General features: G+C 75.0%; 15 protein-coding genes. 2 read left to right on the forward strand and 13 right to left on the reverse strand.

Annotated features, from left to right (window positions below):
* Positions 1-86 precede the first annotated feature (86 nt).
* The 6 genes from M2302_RS09870 to M2302_RS09895 form a co-directional block, all read right to left on the reverse strand.
* Positions 87-782: a uridine kinase gene (locus M2302_RS09870; RefSeq protein WP_280837606.1), complete on the reverse strand. Its 696-nt coding sequence runs from the start codon at positions 780-782 to the stop codon at positions 87-89.
* Positions 783-899: 117 nt separating this feature from the next.
* Positions 900-1,508 carry a winged helix-turn-helix domain-containing protein gene (locus tag M2302_RS09875; protein ID WP_280837607.1) on the reverse strand — a complete coding sequence of 203 codons (609 nt, stop codon included), beginning with the start codon at positions 1,506-1,508 and terminating at the stop codon, positions 900-902.
* A gap of 280 nt (positions 1,509-1,788) precedes the next feature.
* A complete protein-coding gene (locus M2302_RS09880) occupies positions 1,789-2,352 on the reverse strand; it encodes a winged helix-turn-helix domain-containing protein (protein WP_280837608.1) in 564 nt (187 codons plus the stop codon).
* 52 nt (positions 2,353-2,404) lie between these two features.
* Positions 2,405-2,902 carry a rhodanese-like domain-containing protein gene (locus tag M2302_RS09885; protein WP_280837609.1) on the reverse strand — a complete coding sequence of 166 codons (498 nt, stop codon included), beginning with the start codon at positions 2,900-2,902 and terminating at the stop codon, positions 2,405-2,407.
* Between the two features lie 52 nt (positions 2,903-2,954).
* The gene (locus tag M2302_RS09890; protein WP_154937556.1) at positions 2,955-3,404 is read right to left on the reverse strand and encodes a cysteine dioxygenase family protein; all 450 of its coding nucleotides are present in this window, start codon (positions 3,402-3,404) and stop codon (positions 2,955-2,957) included.
* Positions 3,405-3,509: 105 nt separating this feature from the next.
* A complete protein-coding gene (locus tag M2302_RS09895; protein ID WP_280837610.1) occupies positions 3,510-3,884 on the reverse strand; it encodes a signal peptidase I in 375 nt (124 codons plus the stop codon).
* A gap of 117 nt (positions 3,885-4,001) precedes the next feature.
* On the opposite strand from M2302_RS09895, the gene M2302_RS09900 reads away from it, so the two are divergent.
* Positions 4,002-4,946 carry a DUF3500 domain-containing protein gene (locus M2302_RS09900; protein ID WP_280837611.1) on the forward strand — a complete coding sequence of 315 codons (945 nt, stop codon included), beginning with the start codon at positions 4,002-4,004 and terminating at the stop codon, positions 4,944-4,946.
* A 6-nt stretch (positions 4,947-4,952) separates the two neighbouring features.
* Here the strand turns inward: M2302_RS09900 and M2302_RS09905 are convergent, their stop codons facing one another.
* The 7 genes from M2302_RS09905 to M2302_RS09935 form a co-directional block, all read right to left on the reverse strand.
* On the reverse strand, positions 4,953-5,711 hold the full coding sequence (locus M2302_RS09905; RefSeq protein WP_280837612.1) for a class I SAM-dependent methyltransferase: 759 nt from the start codon (positions 5,709-5,711) through the stop codon (positions 4,953-4,955).
* Between the two features lie 143 nt (positions 5,712-5,854).
* Positions 5,855-6,361, reverse strand: coding sequence for a DUF2231 domain-containing protein (locus tag M2302_RS09910; RefSeq protein ID WP_210778332.1), 507 nt, complete (start codon positions 6,359-6,361; stop codon positions 5,855-5,857).
* Positions 6,362-6,435: 74 nt separating this feature from the next.
* Positions 6,436-7,176 (reverse strand): GAF and ANTAR domain-containing protein, encoded by a 741-nt coding sequence (locus tag M2302_RS09915; protein WP_280837613.1) that lies wholly within the window; start codon positions 7,174-7,176, stop codon positions 6,436-6,438.
* A 175-nt stretch (positions 7,177-7,351) separates the two neighbouring features.
* Complete coding sequence (gene secA2 / locus M2302_RS09920; protein WP_280837614.1) at positions 7,352-9,643, reverse strand: accessory Sec system translocase SecA2; 2,292 nt, start codon at positions 9,641-9,643, stop codon at positions 7,352-7,354.
* 134 nt (positions 9,644-9,777) lie between these two features.
* A complete protein-coding gene (locus M2302_RS09925) occupies positions 9,778-11,526 on the reverse strand; it encodes an ABC transporter ATP-binding protein (protein ID WP_280837615.1) in 1,749 nt (582 codons plus the stop codon).
* Positions 11,527-11,630: 104 nt separating this feature from the next.
* Complete coding sequence (locus M2302_RS09930) at positions 11,631-12,719, reverse strand: zinc-binding dehydrogenase (RefSeq protein ID WP_280837616.1); 1,089 nt, start codon at positions 12,717-12,719, stop codon at positions 11,631-11,633.
* Positions 12,712-13,725 carry a Gfo/Idh/MocA family oxidoreductase gene (locus M2302_RS09935; RefSeq protein ID WP_280837617.1) on the reverse strand — a complete coding sequence of 338 codons (1,014 nt, stop codon included), beginning with the start codon at positions 13,723-13,725 and terminating at the stop codon, positions 12,712-12,714. The genes M2302_RS09930 and M2302_RS09935 overlap by 8 nt, the downstream gene beginning before the upstream one ends.
* A 219-nt stretch (positions 13,726-13,944) precedes the next feature.
* Here M2302_RS09935 and M2302_RS09940 point away from each other — a divergent pair, with 219 nt between their 5' ends.
* A complete protein-coding gene (locus M2302_RS09940) occupies positions 13,945-14,958 on the forward strand; it encodes a glucosyl-3-phosphoglycerate synthase (RefSeq protein WP_280837618.1) in 1,014 nt (337 codons plus the stop codon).
* Positions 14,959-15,041: the final 83 nt, after the last annotated feature.

Below are 15,041 nucleotides of genomic sequence, written 5' to 3' on the forward strand. Positions count from 1 at the left end.
CGGTCCGCACGGGAGACCACCCGTGCTCTGTGAGCCGGGCGAATACCCACCTCCGCAGTGGATCAAACCGACGAGTTTTTCCGGTCTTAGTCGACCGGTTCGTCCGACTCGACGAGGGCCGGGTGCCGCGGGTCGTCGGCCCGGACCACCACGTCGGCGAAGGAGGCCGGGTCGACCTCGTCGGCGTACCGGGCGAAGGCGGGCAAAGTCCAGCGCAGCTCCGGGTCGGTGCGCCGGGCCAGGGCGGCCGGCGAGAGCGCCAGGTGCACCGCGACGTCGAAGGGCAGCCCGCCGCCGAGCAGCAGCGCCCCGCTGACCAGCAGCACCGCGCCGGGCGGCAGCGGGACGTACGCGGCCCGGCTGGCCCGGTCGGTCGCCGGGTCCCAGAGGGAGGGCAGCACCCGCCCGGAGCCGCCCGGACCGGCGGGGTCGAGCACCTCGCGGCGCAGCCCGGCCTCGTCGGTCCAGCTCTCGTAGTACGCGTCCGGGTTGGTCCGGCCCTGCTCGAAGCGGATCGAGGCGGGCCGCAGGAAGTCCTCGGCGCGCACGTGCAGCACCGGGCGGCCGAGCGCGCGCAGCGGGTCGACCAGCGCCTCGGCGAGGCGCTGCGGCGCGGCGGCCGGCGGACCGTCGACGGCGACCCGCAGTCGGCCGGACCGGTCGGCCGGAGCGTCGGGACCCGCACCGGTCACGGCCGGGAGGCCCGGCTCGGTGGCGGCGGCGAGGAGCCGCTCGGTCAGCTCGACGACGAGCCGCTCGGGCGAGATGGGTCGGACGCGCATCCGACCATGGTGCCCCGGCCGGTCGGCCGGCGCGGTCGATGGTCACCCGGCCGGGTCGGCCGGTGCGGTCGATGGCGCCCGGTCGGTCGGCCGGTGCGATCGATGGCGCCCGGTCGGTCAGCCGGTGCGGTCGATGGTGACCCGGGCGTCGTCGGCCAGCCGGTAGCCGACCCCGTAGACGGTGGTCACCAGGGGGACGTCCACGCCGACCTTGCCGCGCAGCCGGCGCACGTGCACGTCGACGGTGCGAACCCCGGCGTGCTCGTAGCCCCAGACCGCGTTGAGCAGCTGCAACCGGGTGAAGACCCGGCGTGGGTGGGCCACCAGATGCAGCAGCAGGTCGAACTCCAGCCGGGTCAGCGGCAGTGGCTCGCCGTCGCGCAGCACGGACCGGGAGGAGGCCAGGATGTGCAGCGCCGGGATGGTCGGCGCGAGCGACCGGCCCGGGGACCGGCCGCCGGGCAGCGGCTCGGGCCGCCGCTCGGCGGGGACGCCGTTGGTGGTGATGGTGCCCTCGCCGCGTTCCAACATCTCGCGGGCGGCCTCCAGCAGCCGCCGGGCCGGCGGGGTCAACGACTCCTCACACGCCAACGGGATGGACAGGGTCACGGTGAGCACGGGTGCGGCCGTGTTCGCCGGGCGGCGCTGGCCGCCGGGGGGACGACCGGGAACCGCAGGTTGGGACGTATGCCATCCGGCGCGCGACGAGGCGGGGCTGACCGACATGGTCCTCCTTGGCTGGTCCGGGTAAACCCACGGCCCGGGACGCCGCTTCATCGATGCTTCCCGGCCCCTGAGCGAGGGTCAAGGGGCGGCCGCGTTGCATGAATGTGACAATTGGCGAACACATCGCAGCCGAACCCTCGCTCTGCGTACGAGCCAGATGATTACAGCAGAGTCGCCGGGGCGGTCGGATACGGGGGGTACCCGCTCCGCTTCACATTGGCCGGTCCGGTCCGACGCACCACGGCGGACGGTCCCCCGGGCGCGTCGCGCCGGCGCCCGGTCAGCGGAACCGGTCGACCCGGACCCGGGCCTCGTCGGCCAGCCGGTAGCCGACGCCGTACACGGTGGTCACCAGCGGGGTGTCCGCGCCGAGCTTGGCCCGCAGCCGGCGCACGTGCACGTCCACGGTCCGGGCCACGGCGTGCTCGTAGCCCCAGACGCTGCCGAGCAGCTGGAGCCGGGTGAAGACCCGGTGCGGGTGCTCGGCGAGGAAGAGCAGCAGGTCGAACTCGATCCGGGTGAGCGGGATCTCCCGGTCGCCCTGCCGGACCACCCGGGAGCCGGCCAGGATCCGCAGCGTGTCGGGGTGCTCGTCGGCGGGGGCCGGCGCGGGCACGGCCGTGACCGCCCGCACCGGCACCGGTTCGGCCAGCCGGACCACGCCCTCCCCCGCCTCGGCCAGCTCGCCGAGCAGGTCGACCAGGCGGGCCAGCCGGGGCGTCAGCGGCGTGGCGGCCAGGTCGAGGGTGATGGTAAGCGTCGGGGCGGGCCGGGGCCGGGGCGGACCGGGCCGGTCGGAGCGGCCCGGCGGATGCGGGCGCGAGGTGATGGCGACGACGGACATCGGTGCCTCCTGAGATGACGGGTCGTCCGCCACGCCCGGTGGAGCGTGGCGGTCAGCGCGGCGCCCGGCCGGCGGTCACCGGGGGCGCGGTGGCCGGGGAGCCGGCCGGCGGGGTGGGGCCGAGCGCGGGCAGGCCGGCGATGCGCCAGGCGACGAAGCCGCCGACCACGTCGGTGGCCCGGTGCAGGCCGAGGTCCTGCAACGCGGCAGCGGCCAGCGAGGACGTGTAGCCCTCCTGACAGATCACGACGACCGGCAGGTGGTAGCCGACCGCCTGGGGCAGCCGGGCCGGGCAGCGCGGGTCGAGCCGCCACTCCAGCACGTTGCGCTCGATGGCCAGCGCGCCAGGCACGGTGCCGTGCGCGGCCCGCTGGGCGGCCGGCCGGATGTCGACCAGCAGGGCCCCGGCACGGTACGCCAGGTGCGCCGCCTCGGGGTCGAGCCGGCGCAGCCGGGCGCGGGCGGCGGCGAGGATCTCGTCGATGCCCCGGGATCCCGGTGGTGGCAGCGGCGGGCTGTCGGTACTCGGGTGGTGGTGCTGCTGCGACATCCTCGCGGTCCTTCCAGGAACGAGCCGGCGGGTGGGTGTGGGGCGGTGGGGGTCACCAGGCGACGCCGGCCTCGGCCACGTCGGCGACCCGCAGCCGGCCGGCGTCGAGCCGGTAGCGGGTCATCCGGCGCAGCGCGGGCCGGTAGACGTGGACGCTGACCGCGGGCTGGTGGGCGCGGTTGGTCACCACGTGCACGTGCCGCGGGCCGAACCGTCGCCCGGTGCCGGCGGCCAGGCGGTGCGGGCGCAGCCGTGCACCCGACACCGTCTCCTCGGTGAGTTCACCGGCGACGACCAGGAACGCGCCCGAGGAGCCGCCGTGATCGTGCAGGTCGGTGCCCTGGCCGGGGAGCCAGCTCAGCGCCCAGACCTCGTGCGTGTCGGTGCCGGCGAGCCGGGCGTACCAGCGCTCGACCGGGTCGAAGCGCAGCGGCACCGGCCAGCGGGCCGGGTCGGCGTACGAGGCGGCGACGGCGAGCAGGTCGGTGTGCGGGTCGGTCATGGCGGTCTCCCGGGGGTGATGCGTCCGGCCACCACTATAGGAGTCAAAGCCTATAGGTTTAGTAGGTAATACCGGATGCTGGGACGGCGACCGGAATGCCGGGGATCAGCGCGAGACCGGCGGGTCCAACCGGTAGCCCGGCACCGAGGGCCAGCGCACGGTCAGCACCACCGACGCCTGCTCGGCGTACCAGCAGTGATCCACCCCGCGGCCCCACATCACGTAGTCGCCCGGCGTGCCCAGCACCACCGTCCGGTCCGGGAACTCCACCCGGAACCGGCCGCTGACCAGGACCAGCAGCGCGATCCGCCGCTCCTGAACGGCCCACCGCGAGCGGGCCTCCCCCGGCGGGTGCACGCCCCACTTCACCTCGACCTCGGCACTGTGCCGGGGGTCGCCGGCGGGCATGAAGTGCCCGAGCAGCCAACCGGCATTGCTGGCACCGTCCACACCCGCGTTGCCGACGTACACGTCGTCCATGACCCTCCCGTCGTGGGCTGGCAAGCTACCAGTCCGCCGAACGCGGCGGCCGACTAGCCTGGACCGGTGACCGACGACAAGGGCGACACCCCGCTCAACTCCCGCTGAGGCGACACCATGGACGATCCCGTACCGGAGCGGATGCGCACGGCGGCCGGCGCGCTGCTGGCCACGCTCGACGAGCCGGCCCGTGCCGCCGCCGGGCACGCCTTCGACGACGAGGGCCGGCGGTGGTTGGAGTACCGGCCCCGGCCCCGCCCCGGGGTGTGCCTGGCCGACCTGGACCGCGCCGCACGCAAGGCGGCGCACCGGCTGCTGGCCACCGCGCTGAGCCCACCGGCGTACGCCCAGGCGATGACCGTGGTGGCGCTGGAGGAGGTGCTGGACCGGGCCGAGGAGTGGCGACGCGGCCGGCACAGCGGCGACTACTGGGTGGCGCTCTACGGCGACCCGACCCGCGACGACCGCTGGGCGTGGCGGTTCGAGGGGCACCACCTGTCGGTGAGCATGACGGTGGTCGACGACGAGGTCTCCCCCGCCCCGCTCTTCCTCGGCGCCAACCCGGCCACCGTCCGGCACGCCGGGCGGCCCGTCTCCCGCCCGCTCGGCATCGAGGAGGACCTCGGCCGGGAGCTGCTGGAGGCGATCGGGCCGGCCGGGCGGTCCGCCGCGATCATCGCCGACGAGGTCCCGGCGGACATCGTGAGCGCCACCCGACCGTCGGTCGACGGGCCGCTCACCCCGCTGGGCGTGCCCGGCGACCGGCTCGGCGTCACCGGCCGCGCTCTGCTCGACCAGCTGGTGGCGCTCTACCTGGACCGGCTCCCCGCCGAACTGGCGGTCCGCGAGGCGGACCGACTCGCCGGCGGCGAGCTGCACTTCGCCTGGGCCGGGTCGACCCGACCGGGTGGGCGGCACTACTACCGGGTGCAGGGCGACGACCTGTTGATCGAGTACGACAACACCACCGAGGACGGCAACCACGCGCACACCGTGCTGCGCCGCCCGGCCGGCGACTTCGGCGCCGACGTGCTCGCCGCCCACCACGCCCGCGCCCACTGACGCCGCTCAGGCCGGCCGGACCGCCTCGATCAGGAACCGGCGGGCGTGGGCGACGAAGGCCCCCTCCGCGCGGATCCGCCGGTCCAGCGCGGCGAGCTGCGGCCGGTGCCGGTCCACGTCGAAGCCCGGCGCCGTCCAGACGACCTTGCGCAGGAACCAGACCACCGCGCCGACGTCGTGGAAGACCGCCCGCAGGGTGGCCTCTTCGAGGCGGACCACGGACAGGCCCGCGGCCCGGGCGGCGGACACGGCCCGCTCCGGCTGCCGGCTGGTCGGGCGCGGCAGCGGGCCGAGGATCGCCTCGCTCAACTCCCGCATCGTGCCCGGGCCGATCTGCTGGGACAGGTACGCCCCGCCGGGGCGCAGCACCCGGGCGACCTCGGTCCAATCGGTGGCCACCGGGTGCCGGCTGGTGACCAGGTCGAAGGAGGCGTCCCGGAACGGCAGCCCGGACGCGGGGCCGACCTGGACGACGGTGGCGCCGACCCGGCGCAGCGTACGCCGGGCGACCACGACGTTGGGCGGCCAGGCCTCGGTGGCGACCAGCAGCGGCGGCGGGGCCGGCGCCTCGGCCAGCACCTCTCCCCCGCCGGTGTCGACGTCCAGGGCGGCGGAGACCGCCGCCAGCCGGGCCGCCACCAGCCGGGTGTAGCCCCACAGCGGGCGTTCCTCGGTGGCCCGGCCGTCGAGCCAGGAGAAGTCCCAGCCGTGCACCGGCGCGGCCGCCGCCTCGGCGACCAGTTCGGCGAAGGGGCGCTCTGCCATCCGGCCACCCTGCCGGGCTCGACGGGTGACCGACAACCGGATTTCCGCCGGCCGCGTCGACCCCGGATCGGGGAGAGGGCGGCCCGGGGACACCGCCACGTCGCCGACGTGGGCCGGTGGGCGGTCCGGCACGAGCGGCGGGGTCAGGCGCGGGGGCGGATGATCTCCACGGTGGCGCCGGCGGCCGGCACGCCCTCCAGGGCCTCGAAGCCGCTCGGCTCCCGGCGGCCGGCGTCGAACTGGCGCATCAGGCGGGCGCCCAGCCGGACCCCGACCGCGCCCACGGCCAGGGCGACCAGCTCGGTGATCACCAGGACCGCGGTGGCGCCGCGCTGCGGCGCGTCGGCCCGGATCAGGCAGGCCAGCAGGAACAGCGCGGCCATGCCGGCGTTGACCAGGTTGAAGGTGACCATGGTGCGGCGGGTCCGGCCGGCCCGGACGTCCCACAGGTCGACCATGCCGGCCACCCCGGCCAGGGCGGCGGCGACCAGGGCGGCGACCGCCGTCCAGTAGCCCACCTCGCCGAGGAAGGCCGGCCCGCCGGCCACGTCGGCGAGGTCGAAGAGGACCGCGCTGACGAAGAGCCCGAACGGGAACGTCACCAGCATCGGTTGGATCGGATGCCCCTGCACCCGCAGCCGGCTCTCCATCGGTTCCTCCCCAGATTTCGTCAGCTCACGAAACCAGGGTGCTACCCGGGCACCAGTCCGGCGAAACGGCGCGCTCAACCTTCCCGGGGACGCGACACCGTGGCGACCAGCCGCTCGGCGACCTCGCGCAGCGGGATGTCCAGCGAGGACGCGGCGTTGCGCAGCACGTCGAGGGCCTCCGGCGCGGGGCACCCGCGCTGGGTCATGATCACCCCGACCGCCTGGCCGACGACGCCCTCCTCCAGCAGCGATTCGTCCAGCTCACCGGCCCGCTCGGCCTGCTTGACCCGGTCACGCACGGCAGCCAGCAGCAGGCCGGCGTGCTCGGCGAGCAGCATCGCGGTGAGCTGGTGCCGGGTGGTGAAGGTGCCGGCGGAGTCGGTGTAGAGGTTGATCACCCCGATCGCCTGCTCGTCGACGTCGACCGGCGCGGAGATCACCCCACGCACCCCGAGGCCCCGCGCCCGGGCCGTCCAGCCCGGCCAGCGCTCCTCGACGGCGAGGTCCTGGGCGACGATCATCTCCCGGCGCCCGATGGCGCTCATCGCCGGCGACTCCGGGCCGTGCCGCAGGTCGTCCAGCTCCGCCAGGCCGGGGTCGGAGGCCGCCACCCCGGCGGGCTCCCCGGCGCGCAGCGCCGTGAAGCCGCACCAGGTCACGTCCGGTACGGCGTCCCGGGCGATCCGCACCAGCCGGGCCAGCGCCTCGTCGAAGTCGTCGGCCGCGATCAGGCCGGCGGTCAGCTCGCGCAGCAGGCCGGCGGTCTCCAGCACGCCGAGGCTGTCGATCGTCGGCTCCCGCATGTCCAGGTTCACCGGCGCACGGCCCCCGCGCGCCGACCGATCCCGTCGACCGGCCCCATTGCCTGTCCCATCGTGTGATCTCCCCTGACTCATGAGCCCCGGGCTTCTACCCTCGCAAACCAGGATCGAAACCGCGTAAAGGGGTCCCTTCCGGCGCGGATCCGCGCCGGAAGAGACCCCGGTGACGTCAGCGCGCGGCGGAGAGCCGCCGGCCGACCGAGGCGATCAGCCGGTCCAGCTCCGAGCCGAACGGGTTGTCGTGGACCAGGTACGTCCAGGTGGCGGTCGGCCGCACCAGCTTGGCGGCGTCCGGCTCCCAGTCGGCGTCGAACTCGGTCTCGGTGAAGGTGGCGATGGTGCGGGTCTCGATCTCGGGGACGAGGTCGTTGAACGCCGGCACCGCCGCCCGGTGGAACTCGTCCAGCGGGTCGAGGCGGCCCAGCGCCCGCAGGTGCACGCCCTCGCGGACCTCGGAGAGTTCGGCCAGGTGCTCGGCCCAGAGCCGGTCGAGGTGATAGAGGGCGATCGACCGGGCCACCCGGGCGAGCAGGTCCTCGTCCATCTCGCCGGCCTTGTCCGGCACCCGGTCGAGCAGCATCAGCGCGGCCACGTCGCTGGTGAGCAGCCGCTCGCGGCGCTCCGCGAGCGCCTTGCGCTGCTGCTCGATCACCACGCTGTACCGCCAGGTGTTGCGGTGGATCTCGTGGTTGACGCCCTCGGCCACCCGCTGGGCGTGCTCCACGGCGTAGTCCACCTGCTCGTCGGTGACCAGGCCGTCGGCGTTCATCCGCGGCGAGGCCGGCACGATGTCGCCGGCGTGCCGGACCACCAGGTCGTCCTCGAGGCTGACGAAGAAGACCGAGCCACCCGGGTCGCCCTGCCGGCCGGCCCGGCCGCGCAGCTGGTCGTCGACCCGGCGGCTGTCGTGCCGGCCGCTGCCGATCACGTACAGGCCGCCCAGCTCGGCCACCCGGTCCCGGTCGGTCTGGTCGCTGCCGCCGAGGCGGATGTCCACGCCCCGGCCGGCCATCTGGGTGGAGACGGTGACCGCGCCGTACGCGCCCGCCTCGGCGATGATCGCCGCCTCCTCGTCGTCGTTCTTCGCGTTCAGCACGACGCAGGGCACCCCGGCGGCGTGCAGGCCGGCGGCCAGCCCCTCGGACTCCTTGACGTCCAGGGTGCCGACCAGCACCGGCCGGCCGGCCTGGTGGCAGCGCGTGATCTCGTCGATCAGCGCCTCCTCCTTCTCCGCCCGGGTGGCGTAGATCCGATCCGGCTCGTCCTCCCGGACGCAGGGGGTGTTCGGCGGGATCACCGCCACCTCGAGGCCGAAGAACTCGCGCAGCTGATCGCCGACGAGCACGGCGGTCGCGGTCATCCCGCAGACCGTCGGGTAGAGCGCGATGTACGCCTGCACGGCGACGGTGCCCAGCACCTCGCCCTCGGCCGTGGCGTCCAGGCCCTCCTTGGCCTCGACCGCCGCCTGCAGGCCGTCCGGCCAGCGGCGGCGCTGGGCCACCCGGCCGCGCATCTCGTCGATCAGCTCGACCGAACCGTCCCGGACGATGTAGTCGACGTCGCGGTGCAGCAGGGCGTGCGCGTGCAGCGCCACGTTGACCGCCGAGAGCTGCCCCACGTGCTCGGTGTCGTACAGGTCGATGCCGCCGAGCTTCGCCTCGACGGTGGCCAGGCCGACAGCGGTGAACGCCACGCTGCGGCCGTCCTCGGCGACGGTGTAGTGCCTGCCCTTGCGCAGGCCACGCACCAGCGCCGCGGCGGCGTGCGCCGGGTCCTGCTCGCCGGCGACCGCGCCGGCGAGCACCATCGGCACCCGGGCCTCGTCGATCAGGATCGAGTCGGCCTCGTCCACGATCGCGGTCTTCAGCGGCGGCTGGACCCGGTCGGCGAGGTCGGTGACGAGCTGGTCGCGGAGGAAGTCGAAGCCGGCCTCGCTGACCGCGACGTAGGTCACGTCGCAGGCGTACGCGGCGCGCCGCTCCTCGGGGGTGGAGGCCTCGTTGACCCAGCCCACGGTCAGCCCGAGCAGCCGGTAGACCGGCGCCATCCACTCGGCGTCGCGGCGGGCCAGGTAGTCGTTGACGGTGAGCACGTGCACCGGCCCGTTGCCCAGCCGGACGTGCCCGTACGCGGCGATGGTGGCGGTAAGCGTCTTGCCCTCACCGGTGGCCATCTCGGCGACCTTGCCCGACAGCAGCGCCATCGCCCCGAGCAGCTGCACGTCGTACGGCCGCTGGTCCAGCCCGCGGCGGGCGGCCTCCCGGCCGATCGCGCAGATCTCCGCGTACTCCGTGGCGGCGCCGGCGGCCTCGGCCAGCTCGGCGTCGTCGAGGGCCGACAGCTCGTCCTCGCGCGCGGCGATCTGCGGCAGCAACTTCTCCAGCGGGGCCAGGTCGACCGTCGTCCCCGGGCGCTGGAGGAACCGCCGGAACCTGGTCTTCAGCCGTTGCGACACACCCATGAGCGGCAACGGTACGCGAACCGGCCGGGCTGTCGCTGCCCGGCTCGTCCGGGGCGTCCCGGATGTCCCCGTCCCGGCACGTCCGCGCAGGTCAGGGGCGGCACGTCCGCGCAGGTCAGGGGCGGCAGGTCGGGTCAGCTCACCAGCAGCTGGTGGGCGGCCAGCTCCCGGTAGAGCGGACTGGTGACGGTCAATTCGTCGTGGGTGCCGACCGCGACCACCCGGCCGCCGTCGAGCACCACGATCTGGTCGGCGTCGACGACGGTGGCGAGCCGGTGCGCGACGATCAGCAGGGTGCGCCGCACGGCCACCGCGTCGATCGCCCGGCGCAGCGCCGCCTCGTTGCGCGCGTCGAGGTTGCTGGTCGGCTCGTCCAGCAGCAGCACCGGCGGGCCGGCGAGCAGCGCCCGGGCGATCGCCAGGCGCTGCCGCTCGCCGCCGGAGAGCAGCACCCCGCCCTCCCCCACCTGCACGTCCAACCCGGCGTCGGTGCGCTCGACGAGGTGGCCGAGGTTGACCTCGTCCAGGACGGCCAGCAGCGCGGCGTCGGTCGCGTCCGGGGCGCCGATCAGCAGGTTCTGCCGCAGCGTGCCGGCCAGCACCGGGGCCTCCTGCTCGACGTAGCCGAGCCGGGCCCGCAGGGCGTCGCGGGGCAGCCGGCGCACGTCGACGCCGTCGAGCCGCAGCGACCCGGAGTCGACCTCGTAGAAGCGCTCCACGAGCGCGAGCAGGGTCGACTTGCCGGCTCCGGAGGGGCCGACCAGGGCGGTGCGGCTGCCGGCCGGCACCGTGAAGCTCACCTCGTGCAGCACCGGGGCGCCGTCCGGGTAGCCGAACCCCACCCGGTCGAACTCGATCGCCGCCGGGCGGCCGGCGGGCGGGGCCGCCGCCAGGTCCGCGCCGTCCCCGGCGTCCTCCGCGGGTACGGCCAGCACCTCCTCGATCCGCTGCAACGCGCCCAGCCCGGTCTGCAGCTGGGTGTAGGCGTGCACCACCTGACCCAGCGGCAGGACCAGGAAGAACAGGAACATCACGAAGGCCACCAGGTCGCCCACGGTGATCGCCCCGGCCGCCACCCGGGCCCCGCCCACGCCGAGGACCAGCAGGAACGCGCCCTGGATGGTGACCGTGCTGACCGGGCCGACCACCGCCTGCACCCGGGCCACCCGCAGCCCCGCCGCGTACGCCTGGGCGGCGCTGGAGCCGACGGCCTCGGCCTCGCGGTGCTCGGCCCTGGCGGCGCGGATGGTCCGGGCGGCGGAGATGGCCCGCTCGACGGCGGAGGTCATCTCCCCGACGCGCTCCTGGGCGGCGCGGGACAGCCCGCGCACCCGGCGGGCCACGGTGAGCGCGAAACCGACGCCGGCGGCCACCCCCAGCAGGGTCACCCCGAACAGCACCGGATCGAGCAGGGCCATCGCGCCGGCCGCGCCGAGGACCATCACCGCGCCGGTGACCGTCTCGAACAGCCCGGAGGTGACCACGGCCCGCAGCAGGGTGGTGTCCGAGCCCACCCGGGAGAGCAGGTCGCCGGTGCGGCGCCGGTCGTACTCGACGATGGGCAGCCGCAGCAGGTGCCCGGCGAGCCGGCGCCGGGTGCCCAGCACGACGCCCTCGGCGGTGCGTTGCAGCAGGAAGTCGCGCAGGCCACCGAGGGCGGCGCCGACCACCACCAGGGCCACCAGCGCCGCGACGAGGCCGGTGACCGGCCGGGCCGCCGCCATCTGGTCGAGCACCTGGCGGGTGAGCAGCGGCTGCGCCAGCGCGGCGCCCGCGCCGGCCAACGACAACGCGCCCACCGCGGCGAGGGTGCCGCGGTGGGCGCGCAGGTACGGCAGCAGGGCGGCCAGGCCGGCGGGCCGGCGGGCGGCGGCGGTGGTCATGGGCCGACCGTAGTCGCCGGCGCCCAGCCGGGTGCCGGGTGTCCGGGTGCCGGGTGCCGAGTGCTGGCTGCCGGGTGCCGGGTGCCGGGTGCTGGCTGCCCGGGTCAGCCGGTCAGCACCACCTGGAGTTCCTGCCGGCGACGCTCGGCCAGGTCGGTCAGCAGGGCGGGCGCCTCCTCCATCGGCACCACCGCCGAGACGAGGTGCTTGCGGATCACGTCGCCGTACTGCCGCAGCAGCTCGATGGTCTCGGCGGAGAGCCGTTCCCGGTCCCAGGTCGGCGTCAGGCCGCGCGGCACCCGACCGATCTGGGCGCAGCGCAGCGAGAGCCCGTTGTGGTGGAACTCCTCGCCGAGCCGGACGGCGTCCGCGCCGTCCTGGTAGAAGGCCAGGTCGATCACGGTGCCCTGCGGACGCAGCAGGCGCAGCGCCAGGTGCAGCGCCCAGGCCTGGCCGCGGCACTGGAACACCACGTCGGCGCCCCGGTCGCCGGCGGCGTGGTTCCACCGGGTCTTGAGCACCACGGCCGGGTCGTCGGCCTCCGGGTCGAGCGTCTCCAGGCCGAGCGCCTCGGCCACCTGGCGGCGCTGCGGCGTCGGGTCCAGCACCACCACGGAGGCGGCGCCGTGCCGCTTGGCGAACAGGGCGGTGAGCAGGGCGACGACGCCGCTGCCGACCACCGCGACCCGCCGGCCGCGCACCCCGTCGCCGAGCGAGCGCACGTCGGTGCCGCACAGGTCGGCGGCGGCGTGCAGCAGGCCGTTGGCGCAGATCGGACCCATGTGCGCGACGTAGATGCCGAGCAGCGGGTCGAGGTCTTCGGGGAGCGGGACGAACCGCTCGGCGACCGGGTCGGCCACGTAGCCGGTGCGGTGGCCGTAGGTCATGGCGCCCACCGTGCCGACGGTGACGGCCGGGGTGCGGCTCTCCACCACCCGGCCGACCTGCATGTAGCCGAGCCGGGTGACCGGGTACGGGGTGCTCGCCGCACCGGGCTGGAACAGTCCGAGGTCCGGGTTCCAGGTGACGTTGAGGTACGGGTTGGTGCCCTTGACGAAGCTCAGTTCGGTGCCGGCGGAGACGCCACTGTAGAGGGTCTCCACCCGGAAGGTGCCCTCGCGCAGCTCGCCGGCGTCCTGTTCCGCCAGTTCGACGGCGCCGGGGTCGCTGACCACCACGACCTTGTCACGCATCGACACTCACCCCCGCGCTGGCCAGCGGCACGGACGCCGGGCCGGTCGGCAGGGTCACGGCCCGCCCGGTACGGGCCGACTCGGCGACCGCGAGGGCCAGCCGCTGGGTCCGCATCGCCTCGACGTACGGCACCCGCACGTCGTCGCCGACGCCGGTCACCGCGTCGATGAAGGCCCGGTCGACGGCCATCCGGGCACCGTCCGGATCGGATTCGATCCGGCGCTCCCCGTCGGCGTCGCAGATCACCAGGCCGTCCTCGGCCAGCGACAGCGCCAAGCCGTCGGCGAGGATCTCCAGCCCCGCCCGGTGCTTCCAGCCCAGCACGCAGGCCGCGGCGAGGGTGCCCACCGCCCCGTTGGCGAAGCGCAGCGTGGCCGCGGTCACCGAGTCGATGTCGGCGCCCTCGACCGGCGGCGGGTTCCCGTCGCCGTACGCGGTCACCTCGACCGCCTCGCCGACCAGCGCCCGCACCAGGTCCAGCACGTGCGCGGCCTGCTCGACGACCGGGCCGCCGGAGCGGTCCCGCACCGCCCACCAGGCCACCGGGGGGACCTTGTCCAGCCAGGAACCGTTGACCATCCGCACCGGCCGGTCGGCCAGCAGCTCGCGGGCCCGCTCCACCACGTGCAGGTAGCGCCAGTGGTGGCCGACGGCGGTGAGCAGCCGCTTCTCCTGCACCAGCGCGGCGATCCGTTCGGCGGTCTCCAGGTCGACCGCGACGGGCTTCTCCACGAACATCGGGACGCCGGCGGCGATGACCGCCTCCTCCACCGGCCCGTGCGCGAACGGCGGCACGCAGACGTACACCGCGTCCGGTCCGGCGGCGAGCAGTTCGTCCACGTCGACGAAGCTCCGGCCGCCGTACGCCCCGGCCAGCTCCGCCGCCGCGTCCCGGGACACGTCGTGCACCCCGAGCAGCTCCACGTCCTCGAAACCGCTCAACACGCGGGCGTGGCGTTGTGCCACCCCACCGGCCCCTACCAGTCCCACCCGGCACCTTCGCATACCACCGACCCTCTCGACGCTGTTCTCCGACTCGCGGGAACAGCACTCCCCCCACCGCCCGAACGCGAAACCCCGTGCGTTCGGCAACGAACCGTTCATCTGCCGGGAACCGGCTGGTGCACGGCCTGTGATCAAGCTGTTAGGCATGATCCGGTTAGCGCGCGGGCGGAGATGGGAAAACCAACTCCGCGTTTTCCGCCACGATCTGGGGGTGTGCCAGTGCGGGATACAGATTCGATCGTCTCACCAGTGGTGGAGGCATGGGCGACTTACCGGACGACTTCGGCCAACGACTGGCCGACGCGGCGGCTGATGCGGGCCAAGGGTGACACCCGGGTCAGTGTGGTGCTGCCGGCCCGCAACGAGGAGGTCACCGTCGGCGCGATCGTGTCGACGATCCGCGAACACCTGATGGACCGGGTCGCCCTGGTCGACGAGCTGATCGTGGTGGACTCCCGGTCCACCGACCGGACCGCGCAGGTGGCCCGGGCCGCGGGCGCGGAGGTGGTCAGCCAGGACGCGATGACCCGGGGGCTGCCCCGACTGACCGGCAAGGGCGACGCGCTCTGGGCCGGCCTGGCCGCCGCCGAGGGCGACGTGGTCGCCTTCATCGACGCCGACCTGCGCGAGTTCCGTCCGCACTTCGTGACCGGCCTGATCGGACCGCTGCTGACCGATCCGTCGGTGGACTTCGTGAAGGGCTTCTACCACCGGCCGCTGGTCGGCGCGAGCAGCGTGGAGGCCGACGGTGGCGGGCGGGTGACGGAGCTGATGGCCCGCCCCCTGCTCAACCTCTTCTGGCCGGAGCTGGCCGGTTTCGTGCAGCCCCTCGCCGGCGAGTACGCCGGACGCCGGGAGGTGCTGGAGCAGGTGCCGTTCGTCTCCGGCTACGGGGTCGAGACGGCGATGCTGATCGACCTGCTGGAGCTGGTCGGCCTCGACGCCCTCGCCCAGGTCGACCTCGGCGAGCGCAAGCACCGGCACCAGGACACCGCGGCGCTGGGCCGGATGTCCGCGCAGATCATGCACACCGCCTGGTCGCGGTTGCAGCGCCGCGGCTGGGCCAGCCCCGGCACCATCCCGGCCACCATGCTCACCCAGTTCCGCCGGGGCGGCTCGGACGCGCTGCCCAACCTGGACCGGGAGATCGTGGTCAGCGACGTCTCCGTGGACGAGCGCCCGCCGCTGGCCCAGCTGCGGCACCGGGTGCCGCGCCGGCGGGTGGCGGCGTGAGCGGCGGGTTGCCGCGACGGGTACCCGACGGCCGGCACGAGCCGGCCGGGGGCGGAGAGCGGACGGCCGAGCGGGTCGCCGCC

This window comes from Micromonospora sp. A200 (assembly GCF_029893845.1).
GTDB lineage: Bacteria > Actinomycetota > Actinomycetes > Mycobacteriales > Micromonosporaceae > Micromonospora > Micromonospora purpureochromogenes.

Excerpts from the sequence above, each read along its gene's own strand:
- M2302_RS09870 (WP_280837606.1), bottom strand. The coding sequence starts at position 782 with ATGCGCGTCCGACCCATCTCGCCCGAGCGGCTCGTCGTCGAGCTGACC.
- M2302_RS09875 (WP_280837607.1), bottom strand. The coding sequence starts at position 1,508 with ATGTCGGTCAGCCCCGCCTCGTCGCGCGCCGGATGGCATACGTCCCAA.
- M2302_RS09880 (WP_280837608.1), bottom strand. The coding sequence starts at position 2,352 with ATGTCCGTCGTCGCCATCACCTCGCGCCCGCATCCGCCGGGCCGCTCC.
- M2302_RS09885 (WP_280837609.1), bottom strand. The coding sequence starts at position 2,902 with ATGTCGCAGCAGCACCACCACCCGAGTACCGACAGCCCGCCGCTGCCA.
- M2302_RS09890 (WP_154937556.1), bottom strand. The coding sequence starts at position 3,404 with ATGACCGACCCGCACACCGACCTGCTCGCCGTCGCCGCCTCGTACGCC.
- M2302_RS09895 (WP_280837610.1), bottom strand. The coding sequence starts at position 3,884 with ATGGACGACGTGTACGTCGGCAACGCGGGTGTGGACGGTGCCAGCAAT.
- M2302_RS09900 (WP_280837611.1), top strand. The coding sequence starts at position 4,002 with ATGGACGATCCCGTACCGGAGCGGATGCGCACGGCGGCCGGCGCGCTG.
- M2302_RS09905 (WP_280837612.1), bottom strand. The coding sequence starts at position 5,711 with ATGGCAGAGCGCCCCTTCGCCGAACTGGTCGCCGAGGCGGCGGCCGCG.
- M2302_RS09910 (WP_210778332.1), bottom strand. The coding sequence starts at position 6,361 with ATGGAGAGCCGGCTGCGGGTGCAGGGGCATCCGATCCAACCGATGCTG.
- secA2 (WP_280837614.1), bottom strand. The coding sequence starts at position 9,643 with ATGGGTGTGTCGCAACGGCTGAAGACCAGGTTCCGGCGGTTCCTCCAG.
- M2302_RS09925 (WP_280837615.1), bottom strand. The coding sequence starts at position 11,526 with ATGACCACCGCCGCCGCCCGCCGGCCCGCCGGCCTGGCCGCCCTGCTG.
- M2302_RS09930 (WP_280837616.1), bottom strand. The coding sequence starts at position 12,719 with ATGCGTGACAAGGTCGTGGTGGTCAGCGACCCCGGCGCCGTCGAACTG.
- M2302_RS09935 (WP_280837617.1), bottom strand. The coding sequence starts at position 13,725 with ATGCGAAGGTGCCGGGTGGGACTGGTAGGGGCCGGTGGGGTGGCACAA.